Below are 18,564 nucleotides of genomic sequence, written 5' to 3'. Positions count from 1 at the left end.
ATGAAGAACATTTTTTTCATTTTACTCTTAACCGTTTTGGCTGGAGGCTGCTCAAAAGACAAACCTTTAGTAATCTCATCAGAAGATTATCACTCTTCTGTTGGACGCCTTACTGATGTGATGGTACATGATATTTTCTCGCCACCCGTAGCCAGCCGCGTGTACGCGTATTCTAATATCGCCGCTTACGAAGTAATAGCCCAGGGTAGTGAAAGGTTCACATCTTTGAGTGAAGAATTTGAGGAATTAAAAAAGATCCCAAAGGCAGATTCCACTAAACAAATAAATCTGAGGCTCGCAGCGGTGGTAGCCCAGATGGAAATAGGCAAAAAGCTTATCTTTTCTGAAGAAAGTATTTCCACATTTCACGACAGCCTTTCAGGAGTGTGGAAAAAGCAGAATGAGGAAGAATTTTTTGATTCCCAGGAATATGGAAAGGCGGTTGCCGCTGTAATAAGCGAATGGATGGATAAAGATAATTACAAGGAAACCCGCACCATGCCAAAATTCTCAGTTTATTCTGAAGATCCTTCCCGCTGGCAACCCACCCCCCCTGCATACATGGATGGTATTGAGCCACATTGGGCAAAAATAAGACCCTTTATAATGGATAGTGCTTCTCAATTTAAACCTGCCCCGCATCCCGATTTTTCACTTCAGAAGGACACCAATTTTTATAAGGAACTTATAGAAGTCTATAATGTTAAAAATAATATGGCCGAAACGGGCGATGCATCCGAAGAAATGAAAATGGCCAGGTTTTGGGACTGCAATCCTTATGTTTCCACCACCCGCGGACATTTAATGTTTGCTACCAAAAAAATCACTCCCGGGGGACATTGGATTGGGATTTGTAAAATTGCCTGTCAAAAAAACAACCTGGATTTTGAAGAAACAGTTTATGCCTACACCACCACCTCTATTGCCATGGCAGATGCTTTTATTAGCACTTGGGACGAAAAGTACCGCAGCGAGTTAATTAGGCCGGAAACCCTTATTAATAAATACATTGATGAAAACTGGAAGCCGGTGCTGCAAACCCCTCCTTTTCCGGAATATCCCAGCGGGCATTCGGTAGTTTCAGGCGCGGCTGCCACAATACTTACCAGGCTTTTTGGAGATTTAACTTTTGATGATGACACAGAGGTAAAATACGGGCTGCCGGTAAGATCCTTTGCATCCTTTAACCAGGCGGCAGAAGAAGCTGCAATGAGCAGGCTATACGGCGGTATCCACTTCAGGTCGGCGATTGAAAAAGGCCTGGAACAAGGAAAAGCTATTGGTGCTTATGTGGTGGATGATCTGGAGGTAAAATCTTTATATTAACCTCATTTTTATGAAGAAAAGCTTTCTTTTTGGCTTAGCATTTATAAGCCTGGCCATTGCCTCCATCTGGTATTTTTTCATCAAAGAACATGATTATTCTATTAGTTTTACTACAGCATCCCCGCCCGGGGCAGTTTATGAAAAACTCAAGAATATGCCCTTTGATCATTCTGAAGAAAGACCTTTTCATAGTATAACTCAGGAAACAGGCAGCACAAAAATACAATGGGTTTTATCAGCTCAGGACACCATTACCATGGTAGTGGCAAGCTTTAAGAATATAGAAAATTCCTTTGGAGAAAGGTTCGCGCTTCTTTTTGGCAAATCTGAAAGCAGGGAGAAAATGAAACAACTTGTGCTTAATATAATGGAAGAGCTTAAAGAAGATAACAACTTTTATAAGGTTAAGATAAGCGGAAGAGAAAAAATGCCTGCTGCAAATTGTGCCTGTATTGCTTTACATAATAAAGTAGATCAAAAAGCTTATGATATGATGAAGAATATTAATTTTCTTTCTGACTACGTACTCTATAACCATCTTGAGATGAGCGGCAGGCCCCGGGTGTTTGTAAAAAATTGGAATATAAAAGAAGCTAATATGGACTACGATTTCTGTTTCCCTATTAAAAATCTTAGTGGTATTCAGGAAAGAGGACCTATTTTTTTTAGAACAATTCCTGAACAAACAGCAATAAAGGCTATTTTCCACGGAAATTACATGTTCTCTCACCAAGCCTGGTATTCTCTTCTGGCATACGCCAAAAAAAAGAACCTGGATGTAAAGAACCAGGTTCTGGAAATTTTTAAAGATAACCCTGAACTCGGTGGCAATGGTATGGAATGGGAGGCAGAAATTTATATGCCTTTAAAGTGAAAAAGAGGCTGTTTAGAAATTATCTGGTTAAATTGAATACCTGAAACCATTTGGATTATTGAATTTCAATAAACCCTGGACTCTGCCGAGGTGATACAACCTTCCCTCTTTTTGATTACTTTTCTTCATTTTTACAGAGCCATAGCGTTTCCATTTCCAACATCCTCAACAGGGGCACATGCGATATACTGCCCTGGGATAGGATCGTACCACAATACATTTTCACCAATTTGTTCACTGGTTTTCCATGCCCATATCCCCATTTCCCTCACATCCTGGAGATAAGCATAGGCACCGGCATCAGGCCCCAGGGAACTTTCATTGTTTTTTTCCTCTGCAGGGTCTTCATCCGGATCTTTATCCTGCGGGTCCTGAGTTTCTGAATTTCGCTTCATATACCTTTCTTTTTCGGCGGGAGTTGCGCGAAGATATTTTTCAACTATTTTTTCAAACTCTTCCTGATTTGCTTCGTGAGGTTCTTTATCAAATTCCTCTTTAAAAGCCTGCACAAAGGCATCTGCAGATTCCTGAAATTCCTTTTGCCTTTCGGGAGATGCTACTTCAGCCATATAAGAATCCAGAAACTGGGCTATATTTAAATCGGCCGCCCCGGGAGTATCTGTTGTGGGGAGTATTACATCCAGCACCCTTTTAAGAACATGGCCGTTGGCAGCTGTTAAAAAAACTGGCTGCCATTCGTAATCAGGTTCATTTTTACAGCTCTGCAACAGGCTTAAAGTAGTTGGCCCAACTACCATAACTCCTGCTCCAAGCCCTATATTTCTTAATGCCTCTCTTCTGTTCATAATATGAAAAAATTAAGCGTTGGATTTTTTAAAGTTCTTTGATGCATGTTCTGCTGCCCTTGCGGTCATAGCCATATAGGTTAAAGACGGATTTTGGCATCCCGAAGAAGTCATAAAAGCACCATCGGTAACATATACGTTCGGCACGGCATGTACCTGGTTATTACCGTTTAAAACCGAAGTTTCAGGGTCTCTTCCCATCCGGGCGGTTCCCATTTCATGTATTCCCAAGCCTGGCGCTCCCAAATCATCATATGGCCGTATGTCCTTAAAACCTCCTTTTTCCAGCATCGCCACGGCCTGCTCCTGCATATCTTTACGCATTAGCATTTCGTTTTCTTTAAATTCTGCGTCAAAAGTTACGGTAGGCAAGCCCCATTCATCCTTCTTATCGTAATTAAGGAACATCCTGTTTTCGTGGTAAGGTAAAGTTTCTCCAAAGCCTACAAGGCCCATGGTCCATTTTCCAGGTTTTGAAACGGCTTCTTTTAGTTCTTTTCCATAAGAAGCTTCAGCAATACTGTCTTCCCAATTGGTCCTGCTGGCTCCGCCCTGGTATCCATATCCACGTTTAAATGGCATTTTTTCACCACCTTCAAGATTCCTGAAACGCGGTAAGTAAATTCCGTTGGGCTTCCTTCCTTTATAATAAGAATCTTCAAAACCATCATAAGTTGCAGATGCCCCAACTTTAAAGTGGTGGTCCATCACATTATGGCCAAGTTCTCCGCTGTCATTTCCAAGTCCGTCGGGAAAGCGGTCAGATTTTGACTGTAACAAAATACTGGTGGATGCCATTGACGATGCACACAGGAAAATAACGTTGGCTTTGTATTCTATATTTTCTTTGGTCTCCGCATCTATAATTTTAACTCCTGTAGCTTTCCCGCTATCGGGATCATAAACTACTTCATGCACAACCGAATTTGGCCTGAGCGTCATATTTCCCGTTCTGCCCGCCGCAGGAAGTGTGGAGGCATTGCTGCTAAAATATGCCCCGTAAGGACAGCCACGTATACATCTATTCCTAAACATGCACTTATTACGACCTTCAAATTTCTTGTCGCCTGTGATATGCGCCACCCGGCCCATAGTCATTACCCTGCCATCAAAATTATCGGCAATGCTTTTTCTCAAATGATCTTCCACACAGTTAAGTTCCATTGGCGGAAGAAAATTTCCGTCAGGCAACTGGGGCAATCCCAGTTTCTCCCCGCTTACACCTATATAAGACTCAACATAATCGTACCAGGGAGCAATATCCTTATAACGGATTGGCCAGTCTACTCCTACCCCATCATTTTTATTTGCTGTGAAATCTATATCGCTTAACCGGTAACTATGCCTTCCCCACATAATAGACCTTCCTCCTACGTGGTAACCACGCATCCAGTCGAATCTTTTCACCTCATTGTAAGGATGTTTAACATCGTCTACAAACCAATGCGCACTGGCTTTATTAGTGGTATAACCAGTACGGGACTGCTTATATTGTCTCTCTTTCTCTTCCCGGGTAAGTTGTCCTTTGTATTTATAGTCCCAGGGATCATCGTTCATGGTTGGATAGTCTTTAATATGCTCCACCATTGGGCCTCTCTCCAGCACCAGGGTTTTAAAACCCTTTTCACATAATTCTTTTGCAGCCCAGCCACCGCTTATTCCGGTACCGACAACTATGGCATCATAGTTATCATTTTCATATAAATTATTCACACTTTAGCAGTTAATTGATAGTAAATTATTCGGTATAGTGTCAAATATAAAAAATTAAGTGTATTATTTTACATCTTTAAAAAAAAGTCTACATTTAAATTTCAAAATTAAAATTAACTAAATTTTTCACATTCCTTAAAATATGAAATTTTCTCTTCTAAGAGTTACAGGAATATCAGCCTTTATGCTGCTATTCCTTTTTGCATTTTCAGCATGCAAAGATTCCTCTAAAAAAAATGAACAACATCCTGAGGCAGAAGCCGTAGCATCTTCCAAAGAACCTTTCTTTAAAATTTCCCTGGCAGAATGGTCTCTTCATGAACCTATCATGGAAGGAAGTATGGATGCTGTGGATTTTGCTGAAAAAGCAAATGAGCTGGGATTTGAAGGCATAGAATACGTGAGCCAGCTTTATACCGATAAATATCAAAATGCCGACGATCCGGAAGCAGCTTTCAATGCTCTTATTGATACATTGAAGCAGAAGAGTGAAGAATATCACGTGAGGAATGTCCTTATAATGGTAGATAATGAGGGAGATCTGGCTTCCCCTGATGAAGAAGCAAGAAAACAGGCTGTTGAAAACCATAAAAAATGGGTGGATGCAGCACAAAAACTTGGTTGCCATTCTATTAGGGTAAATCTCTTTGGAAGTGAAGACAGGGATGTTTGGAAAAAATCATCTGTTGCCGGCCTTCAGGATATTTCTAAATATGCGGCTGATAAAAATATAAATGTACTGGTGGAAAATCATGGATATTTATCTTCAGATGCCAAGCTTTTGGTTGAAGTAATGGAAGAGGTAAACATGGAAAATTGTGGAACACTGCCAGATTTTGGCAATTTTTGCCTTAGACGGGAAGGTGGTGAACTATGGGATGCACCGTGTGTAAAGGAATATCCAAAATATGAAGGTGTGGAAGAAATGATGCCTTACGCCAGGGCAGTGAGCGCAAAAACTTTTGCTTTTAATGACGAAGGTGAAGAAACTACCATCGATTACGGGCGTATGCTCGAAATTGTAAAGGAAGCCGGCTACAACAGCTACATTGGCATAGAATACGAAGGCACAGGCTTGCCTCCCGAAGAAGGAATTCTTGCCACAAAACAACTTTTAATTGATAAAGGAACTAATTTAAATTAAGATAAACAGAAGTATGAAAAAAATTACACGCATCCAGCTTTCCATAATGATGTTTCTGGAATTCTTTATCTGGGGTGGCTGGTTTGTAACCCTTGGTACATTTCTGGGAAATAACCTGCAGGCTACCCAGGCACAAATTTCCACTGCCTTTTCCACGCAGTCCTGGGGGGCCATAATTGCCCCTTTTGTTATTGGATTAATAGCCGACAGGTATTTTAATGCGGAAAAAATTCTTGCTGTTTTGCACCTTATTGGTGCTTTTCTTATGTATCAAATGGCTTATGCAGAAGATTTTACCACCTTCTACCCCTATATCCTTGGGTATATGATCGCCTACATGCCCACTCTTGCCCTTGTAAATTCGGTTAGTTTCAATCAAATGGAAGATCCTGCCAAGGAATTTTCATTTATTAGGGTATTTGGAACCATTGGATGGATTGTATCAGGACTGGCAATAAGCCTTATTTTTAGCTGGGACTCGGCCGAAGCAATCGAAAACGGAATGCTTAAGAACACCTTTCTAATGACTGCGGCGGCTTCTGCATTCCTGGGAATATTCAGCTTTTTCCTTCCAGCTGCTCCTCCTAAGGCAGATACTGGGGAAAAACCTAATATTTCTGAAATTCTGGGACTGGATGCTTTAAAGCTTCTGAAGAGTAAAAACTTTCTAATCTTTTTTGTTTCCTCTATTCTTATAAGTATTCCGCTTGCTTTCTACTATCAGCACTTAAGTCCGTTTCTAACGGATATTGAAGTAGGCAATTCCACAGCAAAGGCGGCTATAGGCCAGGCTTCTGAAGTGCTGTTTATGTTGCTTATCCCATTTTTCCTGAAGCGGTATGGAATAAAAATGACCCTGCTAATGGGGATGATTGCCTGGGGCGTACGCTATCTGCTTTTTGCTTACGGTAATGCAGATGAACTTTCCTTTATGTTGATGATAGGAATAGCTTTGCACGGCGTATGTTATGATTTCTTTTTTGTCTCAGGACAAATTTATACCGATTCCAAAGCCGGTGAGAAATTTAAAAGTTCTGCCCAGGGACTTATTACTTTGGCTACCTATGGCGTGGGTATGCTTATTGGGTTTTACGCAGCAGGATTAATTAGCGATGCTTATATTATGAGCGACGGAAATAGGGACTGGACAGGAATCTGGACCGTTCCGGCAATTTTCGCCTTTGTAGTAATGATTCTTTTCGCTATCTTCTTTAGAAATGAAAAAATTGAGAAAAAAGACATTGAAATTTAAATTATGGGTAAAAAAATAAAACTTGGAATTCTTGGCGGAGGCGGAGATTCCCTTATTGGTATCCTTCACCGGGTGGCTTCTGCAATGTTTGACAAATATGAACTGGTAGGGGGAGCATTCAATATCGAACTTCAGGAAAGTATAGACTTTGCTGAAGAAATAGGAATCGGAACAGAGAGGATTTATAAAGACCTTGACACTCTTATCGCCAAAGAAAAATCTTTGCCTGAAGGAGAAAGGATGCAGGTGATCTCTGTTTTAACACCTAATTTCCTGCACTTTTCCATGGCTAAAAAGCTTCTGGAAAACGGCTTCCATGTTATTTGTGAAAAACCGATGACCACTACTTATGAAGAAGCCAAAATCCTGAAGAAAACCCAGGAAAAATCGGGAAGTATATTTGCTGTTACCTACACTTATACCGGTTATCCCATGGTACGCCAAATGAAAGAAATGGTTGCTTCCGGGGCTATTGGGGATATTCAAAAAATAGATGTACAATATTACCAGGGCTGGATAAACCCTATTATTCATAATAAAGAAGAGCGCTCAAGCATCTGGAGGCTTGATCCGGAAAAATCAGGTATCAGCTGTTGTATTGGCGATATTGGAACCCATGCTTTTGATATGATAGAATATGTTTCTGGGCTTCAGGTAAAAGAAATTTTGGCAGATCTTAATTACATGTATGAAGATAATGCTATGGACATAGATGGAACGGTGCTTTTACGATTTTCAGAATATGTAAAAGGAGTTTTGCGCTCCAGCCAGATTGCAACGGGCGAAGAAAATAATTTTTCAGTGAAAATTTACGGTAAAAATGGCGGCTTAAAATGGGAGCAGGAAAATCCCAATTATCTTTATCTATTAAAAGAAGGCGAACCTATGCAGACATTAAAGCCGGGGCATGAGTACAACAGTGCATTTTCTTTAGATGGCACTAAATTGCCGCCAGGACACCCTGAAGGTATCTTTGATTCTATGGGCAATATCTACAAAGGAGTTGCCAAAGCCATAAACGGAGAAAAAATATATGATGGAGAATTCCCTACTCTTGAAGATGGACTTAGGGGAATGAATTTTATTGAAAAAACCGTACATTCCCACCAACAGGGCAATGTATGGGTAAAAATTGATGATTAAGTATGAAGACAATTAAAGGACCTGCTGTATTTTTAGCACAGTTTATTGATGAAAAAGAACCTTTTAATTCCCTGGACGGCCTTTGCAAATGGGCTTCGGGATTGGGATATAAAGGAGTACAAATCCCTACCTGGGAAAAAGGCCTTATTGACCTTAAAAAGGCTGCTGAAAGCAAAGATTATTGCGATGAGCTAAAGGGCAAAATCCAATCTTACGGGCTGGAGATTACAGAGCTTTGTACACATTTACAGGGCCAGCTGGTGGCGGTGCATCCTGCATACGACAAGATGTTTGACAATTTTGCCCCTAAGGAACTGCATAACAACCCAAAAGAACGTACAGAGTGGGCTATAGATCAGCTTAAAAGCGCCGCAAAAGCCAGCCGTAACCTGGGGCTGGACGTAATGGGTACATTTAGCGGCTCCCTGCTTTGGCATACCATGCACCCCTGGCCGCAGCGTCCCCCCGGGCTTGTGGAATTAGGTTTCCAGGAGTTGGCTGAAAGGTGGTTGCCTATTTTAAATGAATTTGAAGAACAGGATGTAGATGTGTGCTATGAGATACATCCCGGGGAAGACCTTCATGACGGGGTGACTTTTGAACGTTTTCTTGAAGCCACCAACAATCATAAACGGGTAAATATACTATATGATCCCAGCCATTTTGTATTACAGCAACTGGATTACATCCAGTATATAGATTTTTACCACGATTACATTAAAATGTTTCATGTAAAAGATGCCGAATTTAATCCTACAGGAAAAAAAGGAACTTTTGGTGGTTATGAAGATTGGGTAAACAGGGCTGGTAGATACAGAAGCCCCGGCGACGGCCAGGTAGATTTTAAAACCATTTTTTCAAAATTAACCGAATATGGTTGTGATGTCTGGGCGGTAATGGAATGGGAATGCTGCATTAAATCTCCCGAACAGGGCGCTAAGGAAGGTGCTCCTTTTATTGCAGGCAATATCATCCAGGCAACCGACAAAAAATTTGATGACTTTGCCGGTTCTGAGATAGATGAAGAAAGATTAAAACAATTATTGGGAACTAATTAATTTCTACATTATGAAAAGACTAAGGTTAAGCCTTTTTGCCCTGGCTTTAATAGCTTCCGGTTGCAAGAATAACAGTGAAACAAAGGAACAGATGGAAGAGCCCATAAATGAAGAACAGGCTATGAATGAAGAACAAAACGATTGGGAAGACCTTACCGCCGGGAGTAACCTGGAGCAGTGGAAAGCCTATAACTCCGATTCGATTTCAGATCAATGGAAAAAAGAAGGGAACACGATTGTTTTCACACCTGCTGAAGGAGAACGTGAAGGATCTGAAAACCTGATTTCAAAAAAGCAATACAAAAATTTTGAATTAAATTTTGAATGGAAAATTTCTGAAGGCGGCAATAGTGGCGTGATGTGGGGGGTACAGGAAATGGAAAAATATAATGAGCCTTATTATACGGGCCCTGAAATACAGGTACTGGATAACGAAAGGCACCCGGATGCCAAGAACGGGCCTATACGCCAGGCAGGAGCATTATATGATATGGTACCGGCAAGTGAAGATGTAACAAAACCCGCCGGGGAATGGAATGAGGAAACCATTATAATAAACCACGAAACCAATAAAGGCAGTGTTACTTTAAATGGCACCAAAGTGGCGGAATTTCCGGTACATGGGGAAGAATGGAAAGAAATGGTTGGTAAATCCAAGTTTGCAGAATGGGAAGACTTTGGAAACAGTGAAAGCGGGCATATCGCGCTGCAGGATCACGGGGACCAGGTTTCCTATAGAAATATCAAAATAAAGGAACTGGAATAATTTTTTCCAGCTGAATTGAAAGAGGCATTCCGGAGGTAATAATTCTCTTCTGAATGCCTTTTTTATTTTTTTTGACCGGAGAAATTTTTCTACTTTATCCAAATAAAGCAGAAGTTATGAGGACGACCAAAGTTGAATTTGAAAATAAAAATGGTGATAAACTTTCGGGCTACCTGGAAGTGCCAACAAATCAAAAACCACATAATTTTGTGCTTTTTGCACATTGCTTCACCTGTAATAAAAATTTCTTCGCTCCAAAGATCGTAAGCAGAAACCTGGCGGCACAGGGTTTTGGAGTGCTAAGATTTGATTTTACAGGACTGGGGGAAAGTGAAGGCGATTTTTCAGAAACTAATTTTTCAGGGAATATTGATGATCTTATCGCCGCCGCAAAATTTCTAGAGCAGGAATATCATGCACCCTCCGTTTTGGTAGGACACTCCCTTGGAGGAGCTGCGGTATTAATGGCTTCAGAAAAAATAGCTTCTGTAAAAGCAATCGCGACCATCGCCGCGCCTTCCACTGTTTCCCATGTTAAGGGATTATTGGCTGAACAACTGGAAAAGCTTCAGAAAGATGCCGATGCCATGGTCAATATTGGAGGAAGGTCCTTTAAAATCAAAAAGCAGTTTCTTGAAGACCTGCAGAAACATGATCTTCAGCAAAAACTTGCGAACCTGGACAAGGCTGTTCTTATAATGCATTCTCCCCAGGACAATATTGTGGAAATAAGGAATGCCGAAGAATTATACAGGAATCTAAGCCATCCCAAAAGTTTTATTTCCCTGGACGGGGCAGACCATTTACTCGGGGAAAAAGAAGATTCCTCCTACACAGGAAAAGTTATTGCGGCCTGGGCCCAGCGTTATATTACCACAGAAGAAGAAGTTGATTTAAAAACAGCCCATCAGGTTGTGGCGAACCTGGGAGAAGAAGGATTCACTACTCAAATTAAAGCCGGCCGGCATAATTTCATTGCAGATGAACCGGTTAAGGTTGGCGGCAATAATTTTGGCCCTACCCCCTACGAACTGCTTTCTGCCGGCCTTGCCGCCTGTACTTCCATGACTTTACAAATGTATGCGCGTCGTAAAAAATGGCATCTCAAAAATGTGGAAACACATGTGGATTACACCAGACAACACAACAGCGATTGTGAAAATTGTGAGAAAGACGATTCAAAAATAGATACCTTCCTACGGGAAATTATAATTGAAGGGGAGCTGGATGAGAAGCAAAAACAGAGGCTTCTTGAAATTGCAGATAAATGTCCGGTACACAGGAGCCTTATGGGTAAAATCCAGGTAAAAACAGAAATGGCACATATTTAATTTTAGCGCTGCATCATCCCAATACCCACCCAAACCAAAGCCATTCCACTGTTAAGCTATACTTAAAACTTTGGTGAATGCCTGCAATACGTTTAATTTAGTTATGTTTAATTACTAAACCAAACCTGAAATTATGAAACGTATTAGTTTATCATTATTATTTTGCGCTACTTTTTTTATTACTGGTTGTAAAAATAACCAGGGAGAAAATGACGCAGTAAATCAAGTGGATGCTGAGGAAACTTCAGAAATGGAACAAGATAACATGGAATCTGAAGAGCCTCAGGAAATAACCGTGGACCTGGATGCAAAGAGTGGTAGCGACCTTTCCGGAACTATTACTTTTACTGAAGAAGACGGAGAAGTCACTATGGAAGGAACCATTACGGGATTACCTGAAGGTACTCATGCTATCCATATTCATGAGAAAGCAGATTGTTCTGCTGAAGATGGAACTTCAGCCGGAGGTCACTGGAATCCAACAAATGAGCCTCACGGCGAATGGGGAGATGAAGAAGGATACCATCGTGGAGATATAGGAAATTTTGAAGTAGACAGTGATGGAGAAGGTACTGTAACCTTTTCCACAGATCAATGGTGTATAGGATGCGACGATCCCCAGAAGAACATCGTTGGAAAAGCAGTTGTTGTTCATGACGGTGTAGATGACTATACTTCCCAGCCATCGGGAGATGCCGGAACAAGAGTTGGATGTGGAGAAATAACCATGTAGCTTTTACTTCACTTAATTTAATAGTATTCAAAAGCAGCCCACCGGCTGCTTTTATTATTTATATATATTTATATTTTATACATTTACTGTACATTAACCATTCCTCATGCAACAAGACGGTCTTATCCTTGAGCTACAAAACGGTAATCAACGTGCTTTTGAACGCATTTACGAATTATACTCAGAGAGTACTTATGGCATAATCTTCAGTATAGTAAATGATGAAAAAGTGGCTGAAGAAATACTACAGGATGTTTTTATGAAAATTTGGGATAACGCCTCAACATACGATTCTGATAAAGGCCGATTTTTTACCTGGATTTTGAATATCGCCCGAAATGCCTCCATTGACAAATTACGCTCAAAGGATTTCAAAAATAAGAGACAAAACCTGCCATCAGATAATTTCGTAGATATTTTAGAAACCAGGACCAATTATGCTGCCGCTACAGACGCTATTGGTATTAAAAAGTTTATCGGGGCTCTAGAGCCAATTTGTAAAAAGCTTATTGATTTACTTTTCTTTAAAGGTTTCACCCAAAAAGAAACCGCTGAAGAATTAAAAATGCCATTGGGTTCTGTAAAAACAAAAAACAGGGCTTGTATTAAAAGTTTAAGAAAGCTTGTACTGGAATAATATGGATTTACAGGAATACATATCGTCAGGAATTTTAGAACTCTACGTTTGCGGGGCATTAAGTGAAGAAGAAAGTCGCGAAGTTTCCCATGAATTAAAGCAGCATCCTGAAATAAGGGAGGAAGTGGAAGAAATTGAAAAAGCACTATCTCAGCTGGCTATTGGTGTGGCTCCATATAATCCTGAACATTTGTTGGCTTCCCTTAAATCCAAAATTGAAGACAGGAATGGCGAAACCACTATCCCTGTACGCCGTAAAACTTCTACGGTATTTGCGTATTTAGGATGGGCGGCAAGCTTTTTGCTCCTTATAGGTTTATTCTTTTTGTTTAACCGGAATAACGACCTGCGGGAGTCCTTAAGAACCCAGCAGGCCAGAAATGCGCAAATGGAACAACAAATAGCAGATGCCCGCGCAAATGCAGAAAGTGCCAGGGAGCTGCTGGCAATGATAAGGGACAGAAATACAAGAAGAATTCCCCTGGCAGGACAAGCTGTTGCACCAGATTCTTACGCTACCGTATATTGGAATACAGAAGAAAACCAGGCTTTTATAGATGCTCAGGGATTACCTGAACCACCACGAGGCAAGGTTTACCAGGTATGGTCGCTTACCATGCAGCCTTTAAAACCAACCAGCATTGGGCTTCTAAGTAATTTTACCGCAGACGAAAATAAGGTTTTCCAGATGCGTAATACCAACAATTCTGAAGCTTTTGGTATTACTCTGGAACCCGAAGGAGGTAGTGAAACACCAACTATGGATCAGCTTTATGTGATGGGAACCGTTAGTACACCATAATTTCCTAAAGAAGAAAGGCCTGTCCCCAACGAACAAGCCTTCCTATAACCAACCAAAAAAATTAAAACTCAAATTATTGAATTCGCCAAAAAAGAATCATAATTAAATCCAGTATCTATTTGAGCTTCACTTATATGTACGGATAATTTAAACCGGCGGTTTTCAAAAAATCAACTTTAACATTTTCAGGAAAGCCAGTTTTTAAAATCTTTTACCTTCTCCCTGCTAACAATTAACGGAAACTCCTGGAAAGACTGCACTTTGAGCTTTAATCGGGAATTGGTATAGGAAATAATATCATCAATTGCTTTAACGTTAACAAGGGCCTGCCGGCTGATTCTGAAAAACTTTTCAGGATTCAGCTGTTGTTCTAAATTTTCAAGGGAATTATCAATTGGATAGTTTCTGCCATCTGAGGTATTAATGTAGGTGGTTTTATTTTCAGAGAAAAAACAGCATATATCTTCCACATTAATAAGCTTTAGGTGCTGGCCCACCTGGACCGTAAAACGCTTCTTATATTCTGAAACAGGAATGTTAAGCAGGGATTTCAGGTTTTTAATATCCAGCTTCCCACTGGAGGAATTTTGGTTGGATTCGTACTTTTTTACCGCCGCTTCCAGCTCCTCATCATCAATAGGTTTTAGCAGGTAATCTATACTGTTCAGTTTAAAAGCCTTTAGAGCGTATTCATCATAAGCAGTTGTAAAAATAATGGCGCTGCTCACCTCAACATTATCAAAAATCTCAAAAGAGAGGCCATCGCTTAACTGAATGTCCAGGAAGATCAGCTCCGGTTGCTCATTTTGTAAAAACCAAGAGGTCGCTTCTTCTACCGAGTGTAAGGTGGAAATCACTTCCACATTTATTTTTTCCAGCATTCGCTGCAGCCTTCGTGCCGAGGGCTTTTCATCTTCTATAATTAATGCTTTAATCATTTTTAATTTTGGTAAAAAGTTATTCCCAGGTTTTTCTCTCTTCTTTGCGCATCAATTCCCGTATCTTCTTCTCTTCCCAGTTTTTGCCAAAAACAAGGCCAGAACCAAACACGCCAAACCAATGTGCAAATAATCCTATTCCCCAGAAAAAAGCGGTGCTGTAATTGGTAAGATTACCCAGGCTGCCCCAAAATCCTTCCCTCGTATTCACCAGGATAAAAAGCATAATATTCACCGCCAGGTATACCATAAGATGAAGATAAAATCCTCTTATGTCCCTCACCCTTTTCCTGACGGCATGGTAACGGATATTATCAGTTGTCTTTTTCATCATTTCCATGTTGTTGTTTGGTTTTCTTTTTCCATAATTTCCCTGATCTTACGTTCTTCCCATTCCGAGCCGTATCCAAAAACCGAAAAGCCATGAATGGTCACTCCTATCCCCCATCCAAATAAAGGAAACCAGAACCACTGGAATCCCCAGAAGGTGTAATAGTTAATAAAAATAAGGAACGGGATAACCACGCAGTACGCGAGCAGGTTTCCATAGAACTCCTTAATTTCCTTTACCCGTTGTTTTGCCCTGAAATAGGCATCAGTTTCGTTGGTGTTTACAGTTTCCATATTTAAAATTTGTTTAGTTAGTATTGGTATTTTTACTTTAAAAAATTCTGGATTTTCTTCTATCATTACTTTTCGCCGGGTTACCAATGCGTAACGATCTACAATATTCTGCAGCCCCACTCCTCTTCTCTGCTGCATTACTTCTTTTTTCTGAAGGTTATTCTGAATGATCAAATTCCCTTCTTCAGCATAAATTTTTATCTTCAACGGCCTGTTTTCGCTCACCACATTATGTTTTATTGTATTTTCCAGCAAAAGCTGAAGGGACAGCGGCACTACTTTGGCATCGGGGATATTTAGATCTTCCTGCACTTCATAAAAAATACTGTTTTCAAACCGCATCGTTAACAGCTTCATATAAGTAACGGCAAAGGATAGTTCCTCTTCCAGGCTTACCAGTTCCTTATCTTTTTGCTCCAGCACATAGCGGTAAATTTTAGATAGCGAAGTAGTAAATTTTTGTGCCTGTTCCGGATTTTCATCAATCAGTGAGGTAAGAACGTTCAGACTGTTAAATAAAAAATGCGGATCTATCTGGTTCTTGAGACTTTCGAATTTAGCTGAAGCCGTACCGGCAATGATCTTTTGTTCGGTCACTTTTCGCTCCTGAAGGGCTTTGTAAAAATAGATCAGGTGAAAAAGCAGCGAGACAATAATGGTAAACAACAAGGGCGCATAATAATACCTTAGTTCTTCGTTTTTGAGAAAGAGGGTAAGTTCCATTCCCCTGAAAAGGGTTTGGTCTATCATCCGGCAGAAAAAGAAACCTATAAGCGTAAGTATAATTGAACCGGCAGAGGCTAGAAATACCCTTTTTAATCCTGCCCCGGCCCAGCCGATTTTGCGATTGAAAAAGGAAAAATAAGTAGCGTTGATGGCCGTAAGGACCACCGAATAGAAAAAAATCACGCCCCATATTTCCCAATCCAGCAGTTTTTCGGCACGGGCATTAAAAACAGAATCCAGAAGCATCACTGCTACCGAGATGATGACTGCAATCCGTAATATTTTGAAGATGATTTTCATTTCTCTTTTTATCTGATGCTAATTTCTGCTTATTGTACCTGTATTTAAAAATTGATTTCCTGAAATGTCAAATTTTAATGCTGAACTGTAGGTTACCCACATTATTTTAAAAATCGGCTACCCAGGCTACCTTCAGCAGGTACCAAAAATTCTTTGATGAAAATTAGCGTTTAAACGAATGCCTTCAGCGCAATTGATGTTAAAAGCAAAACCTGAAAGTTTTTCAGCAGCACTCTTTAAAAAAATTAAAGTTTCAGCTCCTAAATTAGGGATTTTCAGCAGAAGGGATAAGGAAAACTATTCAGGAAGGCCGCTAGCTCTTAAAAATGAAGTTCCTGATAATATCTGGCAAATTCAGTAGAAATAATAGGAAAAACCATGGCCTTCCAGCAATATATTATATCTGGAAGATCATGGTTTAAGAAATAAAAATATTGAACTTATATTTATGGAAAGCGACTATACATCTTCATCTACTTCCATTATTTCTTTATTTGCCTTAAAAGGCCTCACAATAAGCCTTGCAGCTTTATCAAAATTGATATAATTGTACACCCAGTTAAAAAATGTGACCAGCCTGTTTCTAAAGCCAATGAGGAACCAGAGGTGAACAAACATCCAGACGAACCATGCCAGGAAACCACCAAATTTAAATTTACCCAAATCTACGACTGCACGGTTTCTACCCACCGTGGCCATAGTCCCTTTATCATAATAATCGAAGGGTTCTAATTTTTCTCCTTTAATAAGCCTTTTTAAATTTTTCGCCAGGTGTTTTCCTTGCTGAAGAGCCGGCTGGGCTACCATAGGATGCCCTTTGGGAAAATCTTCGCTTTGCATAAGGGCGATATCCCCAATTGCAAAAATATTCTCATAGCCTTTAATTTGGTTAAAAGCATTCACCTCGTAGCGATTGGCCTTTTCTACAATTGCCGAAGCGTTTAATCCCTTTACCGGCGCGCCGGTAACCCCTGCAGACCAGATAAAGGTTTCAGTTTTCAGGGCAAGGTCGGTATTTGTCTTTACCAGGTGTCCATCATAATTCTCCACCATCGTATTCAGATGAATATGAACGCCGAGTTCTTTTAAAAACTTATCGGCTTTTTTTGAGGCTTCCTCGCTCATAGGAGGCAATACGCGGCTTAAACCTTCCAGCAGGTGAATATTCATCTCATTAGGATCAATATCAGGATAATCTTTTGGAACGATATTATTCCGAAGCTCGGCTATGGCACCACTAAGTTCCACGCCAGTAGGACCTGCCCCAACAATTACAAAGTTGAGCAATGCCTTTCTTTTTTCGACATCATCAGTTATTACAGCCTGTTCCAGATTTTCAAGAATAAGGCTCCGGATATTCAGCGCCTGCGGCACAGTTTTCATCCACATCCCATTCTTTTCAATACTTTTATTTCCGAAGAAATTGGTTTTGGAACCTGTTGCGATCACCAGGTAATCATATACTATATCGCCAATATTGGTATGCACTGTATTTGTTTCGGGAGAAATAGAAGAAACTTCAGTGAGGCGGAAAAAGCATTTTTTACTGTCCCGGGTTATTTTCCTGAGAGGATAGGCAATAGAATCGGGTTCCAGGCTTGCCGTAGATACCTGGTACAGCAAAGGCTGAAAGGTATGGTAATTATGCCTGTCCAGCAGCACCATTTGTACATCCTCCTTAAGCAGTTTTCGGGCAAGCGCCATTCCGGCAAAACCTCCTCCTATAATCACTACTCTGGGTAAATCCGACTGGGGAATATTCATATATGGTTGGTTTTACCCAAATTTAACTTTTCTGGGGCTCCGAAAGAAAAAATGATATGGCATTAACTATACTTTATACTTTTTTGTAACATTGCTGCTCTTCCGGCTACCAATAAGTGCCAACCGAATATTGTGAACAAGGAATTAGAACATCAGTTTGTAACAAACCTGGAAAAGCACCAGAATATTGCGCATAAAATATGCCGCATCTACACAAACGATCAGGCTTCACATAACGATTTATTTCAGGAAATTACTATCCAGCTGTGGAAGGCTTATCCCAAATTTAGGGGCGAAGCAAAGTTTAGTACCTGGATGTACAGGGTGGCGCTTAACACGGCAATAACCCTTTATCGTAAGAAAAAGAGGGGAATACAGACTCAGGACTACGAAAGTGTTCATTTTAAAATTAAAGCTGAAGAGTATGACGATGAAGAGGAACAGCAAATAAAACTAATGTATGATGCTATTAAGGAGTTGAATGACATTGAAAAAGCCCTGGTTTTTTTATACCTGGAAGATAAAAATTACAAGGAAATTTCAGAGACCCTGGGGATTTCAGAAGTAAATGCAAGAGTGAAGATGAACAGGGTGAAAACAAAATTGAGAACAATACTAAATCCGTAG

General features: G+C 40.3%; 18 protein-coding genes. 12 read left to right on the top strand and 6 right to left on the bottom strand.

Features of this window, described 5'->3' with window-relative positions:
• The gene (locus tag RM553_RS10440; RefSeq protein ID WP_311534866.1) at positions 1-1,326 is read left to right on the top strand and encodes a vanadium-dependent haloperoxidase; all 1,326 of its coding nucleotides are present in this window, start codon (positions 1-3) and stop codon (positions 1,324-1,326) included.
• 10 nt (positions 1,327-1,336) lie between these two features.
• Complete coding sequence (locus tag RM553_RS10435; RefSeq protein WP_311534865.1) at positions 1,337-2,200, top strand: GyrI-like domain-containing protein; 864 nt, start codon at positions 1,337-1,339, stop codon at positions 2,198-2,200.
• A gap of 131 nt (positions 2,201-2,331) precedes the next feature.
• Here the strand turns inward: RM553_RS10435 and RM553_RS10430 are convergent, their stop codons facing one another.
• Positions 2,332-3,006, bottom strand: coding sequence for a gluconate 2-dehydrogenase subunit 3 family protein (locus tag RM553_RS10430; RefSeq protein ID WP_311534864.1), 675 nt, complete (start codon positions 3,004-3,006; stop codon positions 2,332-2,334).
• Positions 3,007-3,018: 12 nt separating this feature from the next.
• Positions 3,019-4,719 (bottom strand): GMC oxidoreductase, encoded by a 1,701-nt coding sequence (locus RM553_RS10425; protein WP_311534863.1) that lies wholly within the window; start codon positions 4,717-4,719, stop codon positions 3,019-3,021.
• A 142-nt stretch (positions 4,720-4,861) separates the two neighbouring features.
• Between RM553_RS10425 and RM553_RS10420 the strand changes: the two genes are divergently transcribed.
• The 9 genes from RM553_RS10420 to RM553_RS10380 all read left to right on the top strand — a co-directional run bounded on the left by RM553_RS10420 (position 4,862) and on the right by RM553_RS10380 (position 13,585).
• Positions 4,862-5,863 carry a sugar phosphate isomerase/epimerase family protein gene (locus RM553_RS10420; RefSeq protein ID WP_311534862.1) on the top strand — a complete coding sequence of 334 codons (1,002 nt, stop codon included), beginning with the start codon at positions 4,862-4,864 and terminating at the stop codon, positions 5,861-5,863.
• 13 nt (positions 5,864-5,876) lie between these two features.
• Complete coding sequence (locus RM553_RS10415) at positions 5,877-7,115, top strand: nucleoside permease (RefSeq protein WP_311534861.1); 1,239 nt, start codon at positions 5,877-5,879, stop codon at positions 7,113-7,115.
• A 3-nt stretch (positions 7,116-7,118) separates the two neighbouring features.
• The gene (locus tag RM553_RS10410) at positions 7,119-8,258 is read left to right on the top strand and encodes a Gfo/Idh/MocA family protein (RefSeq protein ID WP_311534860.1); all 1,140 of its coding nucleotides are present in this window, start codon (positions 7,119-7,121) and stop codon (positions 8,256-8,258) included.
• 2 nt (positions 8,259-8,260) lie between these two features.
• The gene (locus RM553_RS10405; protein WP_311534859.1) at positions 8,261-9,316 is read left to right on the top strand and encodes a sugar phosphate isomerase/epimerase family protein; all 1,056 of its coding nucleotides are present in this window, start codon (positions 8,261-8,263) and stop codon (positions 9,314-9,316) included.
• 10 nt (positions 9,317-9,326) lie between these two features.
• Positions 9,327-10,082, top strand: coding sequence for a DUF1080 domain-containing protein (locus RM553_RS10400; protein WP_311534858.1), 756 nt, complete (start codon positions 9,327-9,329; stop codon positions 10,080-10,082).
• A 116-nt stretch (positions 10,083-10,198) separates the two neighbouring features.
• Complete coding sequence (locus RM553_RS10395) at positions 10,199-11,413, top strand: bifunctional alpha/beta hydrolase/OsmC family protein (RefSeq protein ID WP_311534857.1); 1,215 nt, start codon at positions 10,199-10,201, stop codon at positions 11,411-11,413.
• A 133-nt stretch (positions 11,414-11,546) separates the two neighbouring features.
• Positions 11,547-12,146: a superoxide dismutase family protein gene (locus tag RM553_RS10390; RefSeq protein WP_311534856.1), complete on the top strand. Its 600-nt coding sequence runs from the start codon at positions 11,547-11,549 to the stop codon at positions 12,144-12,146.
• A 106-nt stretch (positions 12,147-12,252) separates the two neighbouring features.
• A complete protein-coding gene (locus RM553_RS10385; protein WP_311534855.1) occupies positions 12,253-12,783 on the top strand; it encodes an RNA polymerase sigma factor in 531 nt (176 codons plus the stop codon).
• A gap of 1 nt (position 12,784) precedes the next feature.
• Positions 12,785-13,585: an anti-sigma factor gene (locus RM553_RS10380; RefSeq protein ID WP_311534854.1), complete on the top strand. Its 801-nt coding sequence runs from the start codon at positions 12,785-12,787 to the stop codon at positions 13,583-13,585.
• A gap of 185 nt (positions 13,586-13,770) precedes the next feature.
• Here RM553_RS10380 and RM553_RS10375 read toward each other — a convergent pair whose 3' ends face one another.
• From RM553_RS10375 to RM553_RS10360, 4 genes are all read right to left on the bottom strand, one after another.
• Positions 13,771-14,520 (bottom strand): LytR/AlgR family response regulator transcription factor, encoded by a 750-nt coding sequence (locus RM553_RS10375; protein WP_311534933.1) that lies wholly within the window; start codon positions 14,518-14,520, stop codon positions 13,771-13,773.
• A gap of 22 nt (positions 14,521-14,542) precedes the next feature.
• Positions 14,543-14,857, bottom strand: a complete 315-nt coding sequence (locus RM553_RS10370; RefSeq protein WP_311534853.1) for a 2TM domain-containing protein — start codon at positions 14,855-14,857, stop codon at positions 14,543-14,545.
• Positions 14,854-16,173 carry a 2TM domain-containing protein gene (locus RM553_RS10365; protein WP_311534852.1) on the bottom strand — a complete coding sequence of 440 codons (1,320 nt, stop codon included), beginning with the start codon at positions 16,171-16,173 and terminating at the stop codon, positions 14,854-14,856. The genes RM553_RS10370 and RM553_RS10365 overlap by 4 nt, the downstream gene beginning before the upstream one ends.
• Positions 16,174-16,632: 459 nt before the next feature.
• Positions 16,633-17,937, bottom strand: a complete 1,305-nt coding sequence (locus tag RM553_RS10360) for an NAD(P)/FAD-dependent oxidoreductase (protein ID WP_311534851.1) — start codon at positions 17,935-17,937, stop codon at positions 16,633-16,635.
• A gap of 132 nt (positions 17,938-18,069) precedes the next feature.
• Between RM553_RS10360 and RM553_RS10355 the strand changes: the two genes are divergently transcribed.
• Positions 18,070-18,564 carry an RNA polymerase sigma factor gene (locus RM553_RS10355; RefSeq protein WP_311534850.1) on the top strand — a complete coding sequence of 165 codons (495 nt, stop codon included), beginning with the start codon at positions 18,070-18,072 and terminating at the stop codon, positions 18,562-18,564.

The sequence above is a fragment of the Autumnicola tepida genome (assembly GCF_031846485.1).
GTDB lineage: Bacteria > Bacteroidota > Bacteroidia > Flavobacteriales > Flavobacteriaceae > Autumnicola > Autumnicola tepida.
The sequence above is the reverse complement of the archived record's forward strand: the minus strand, read 5'-3'. Positions and strand labels throughout refer to the sequence as shown.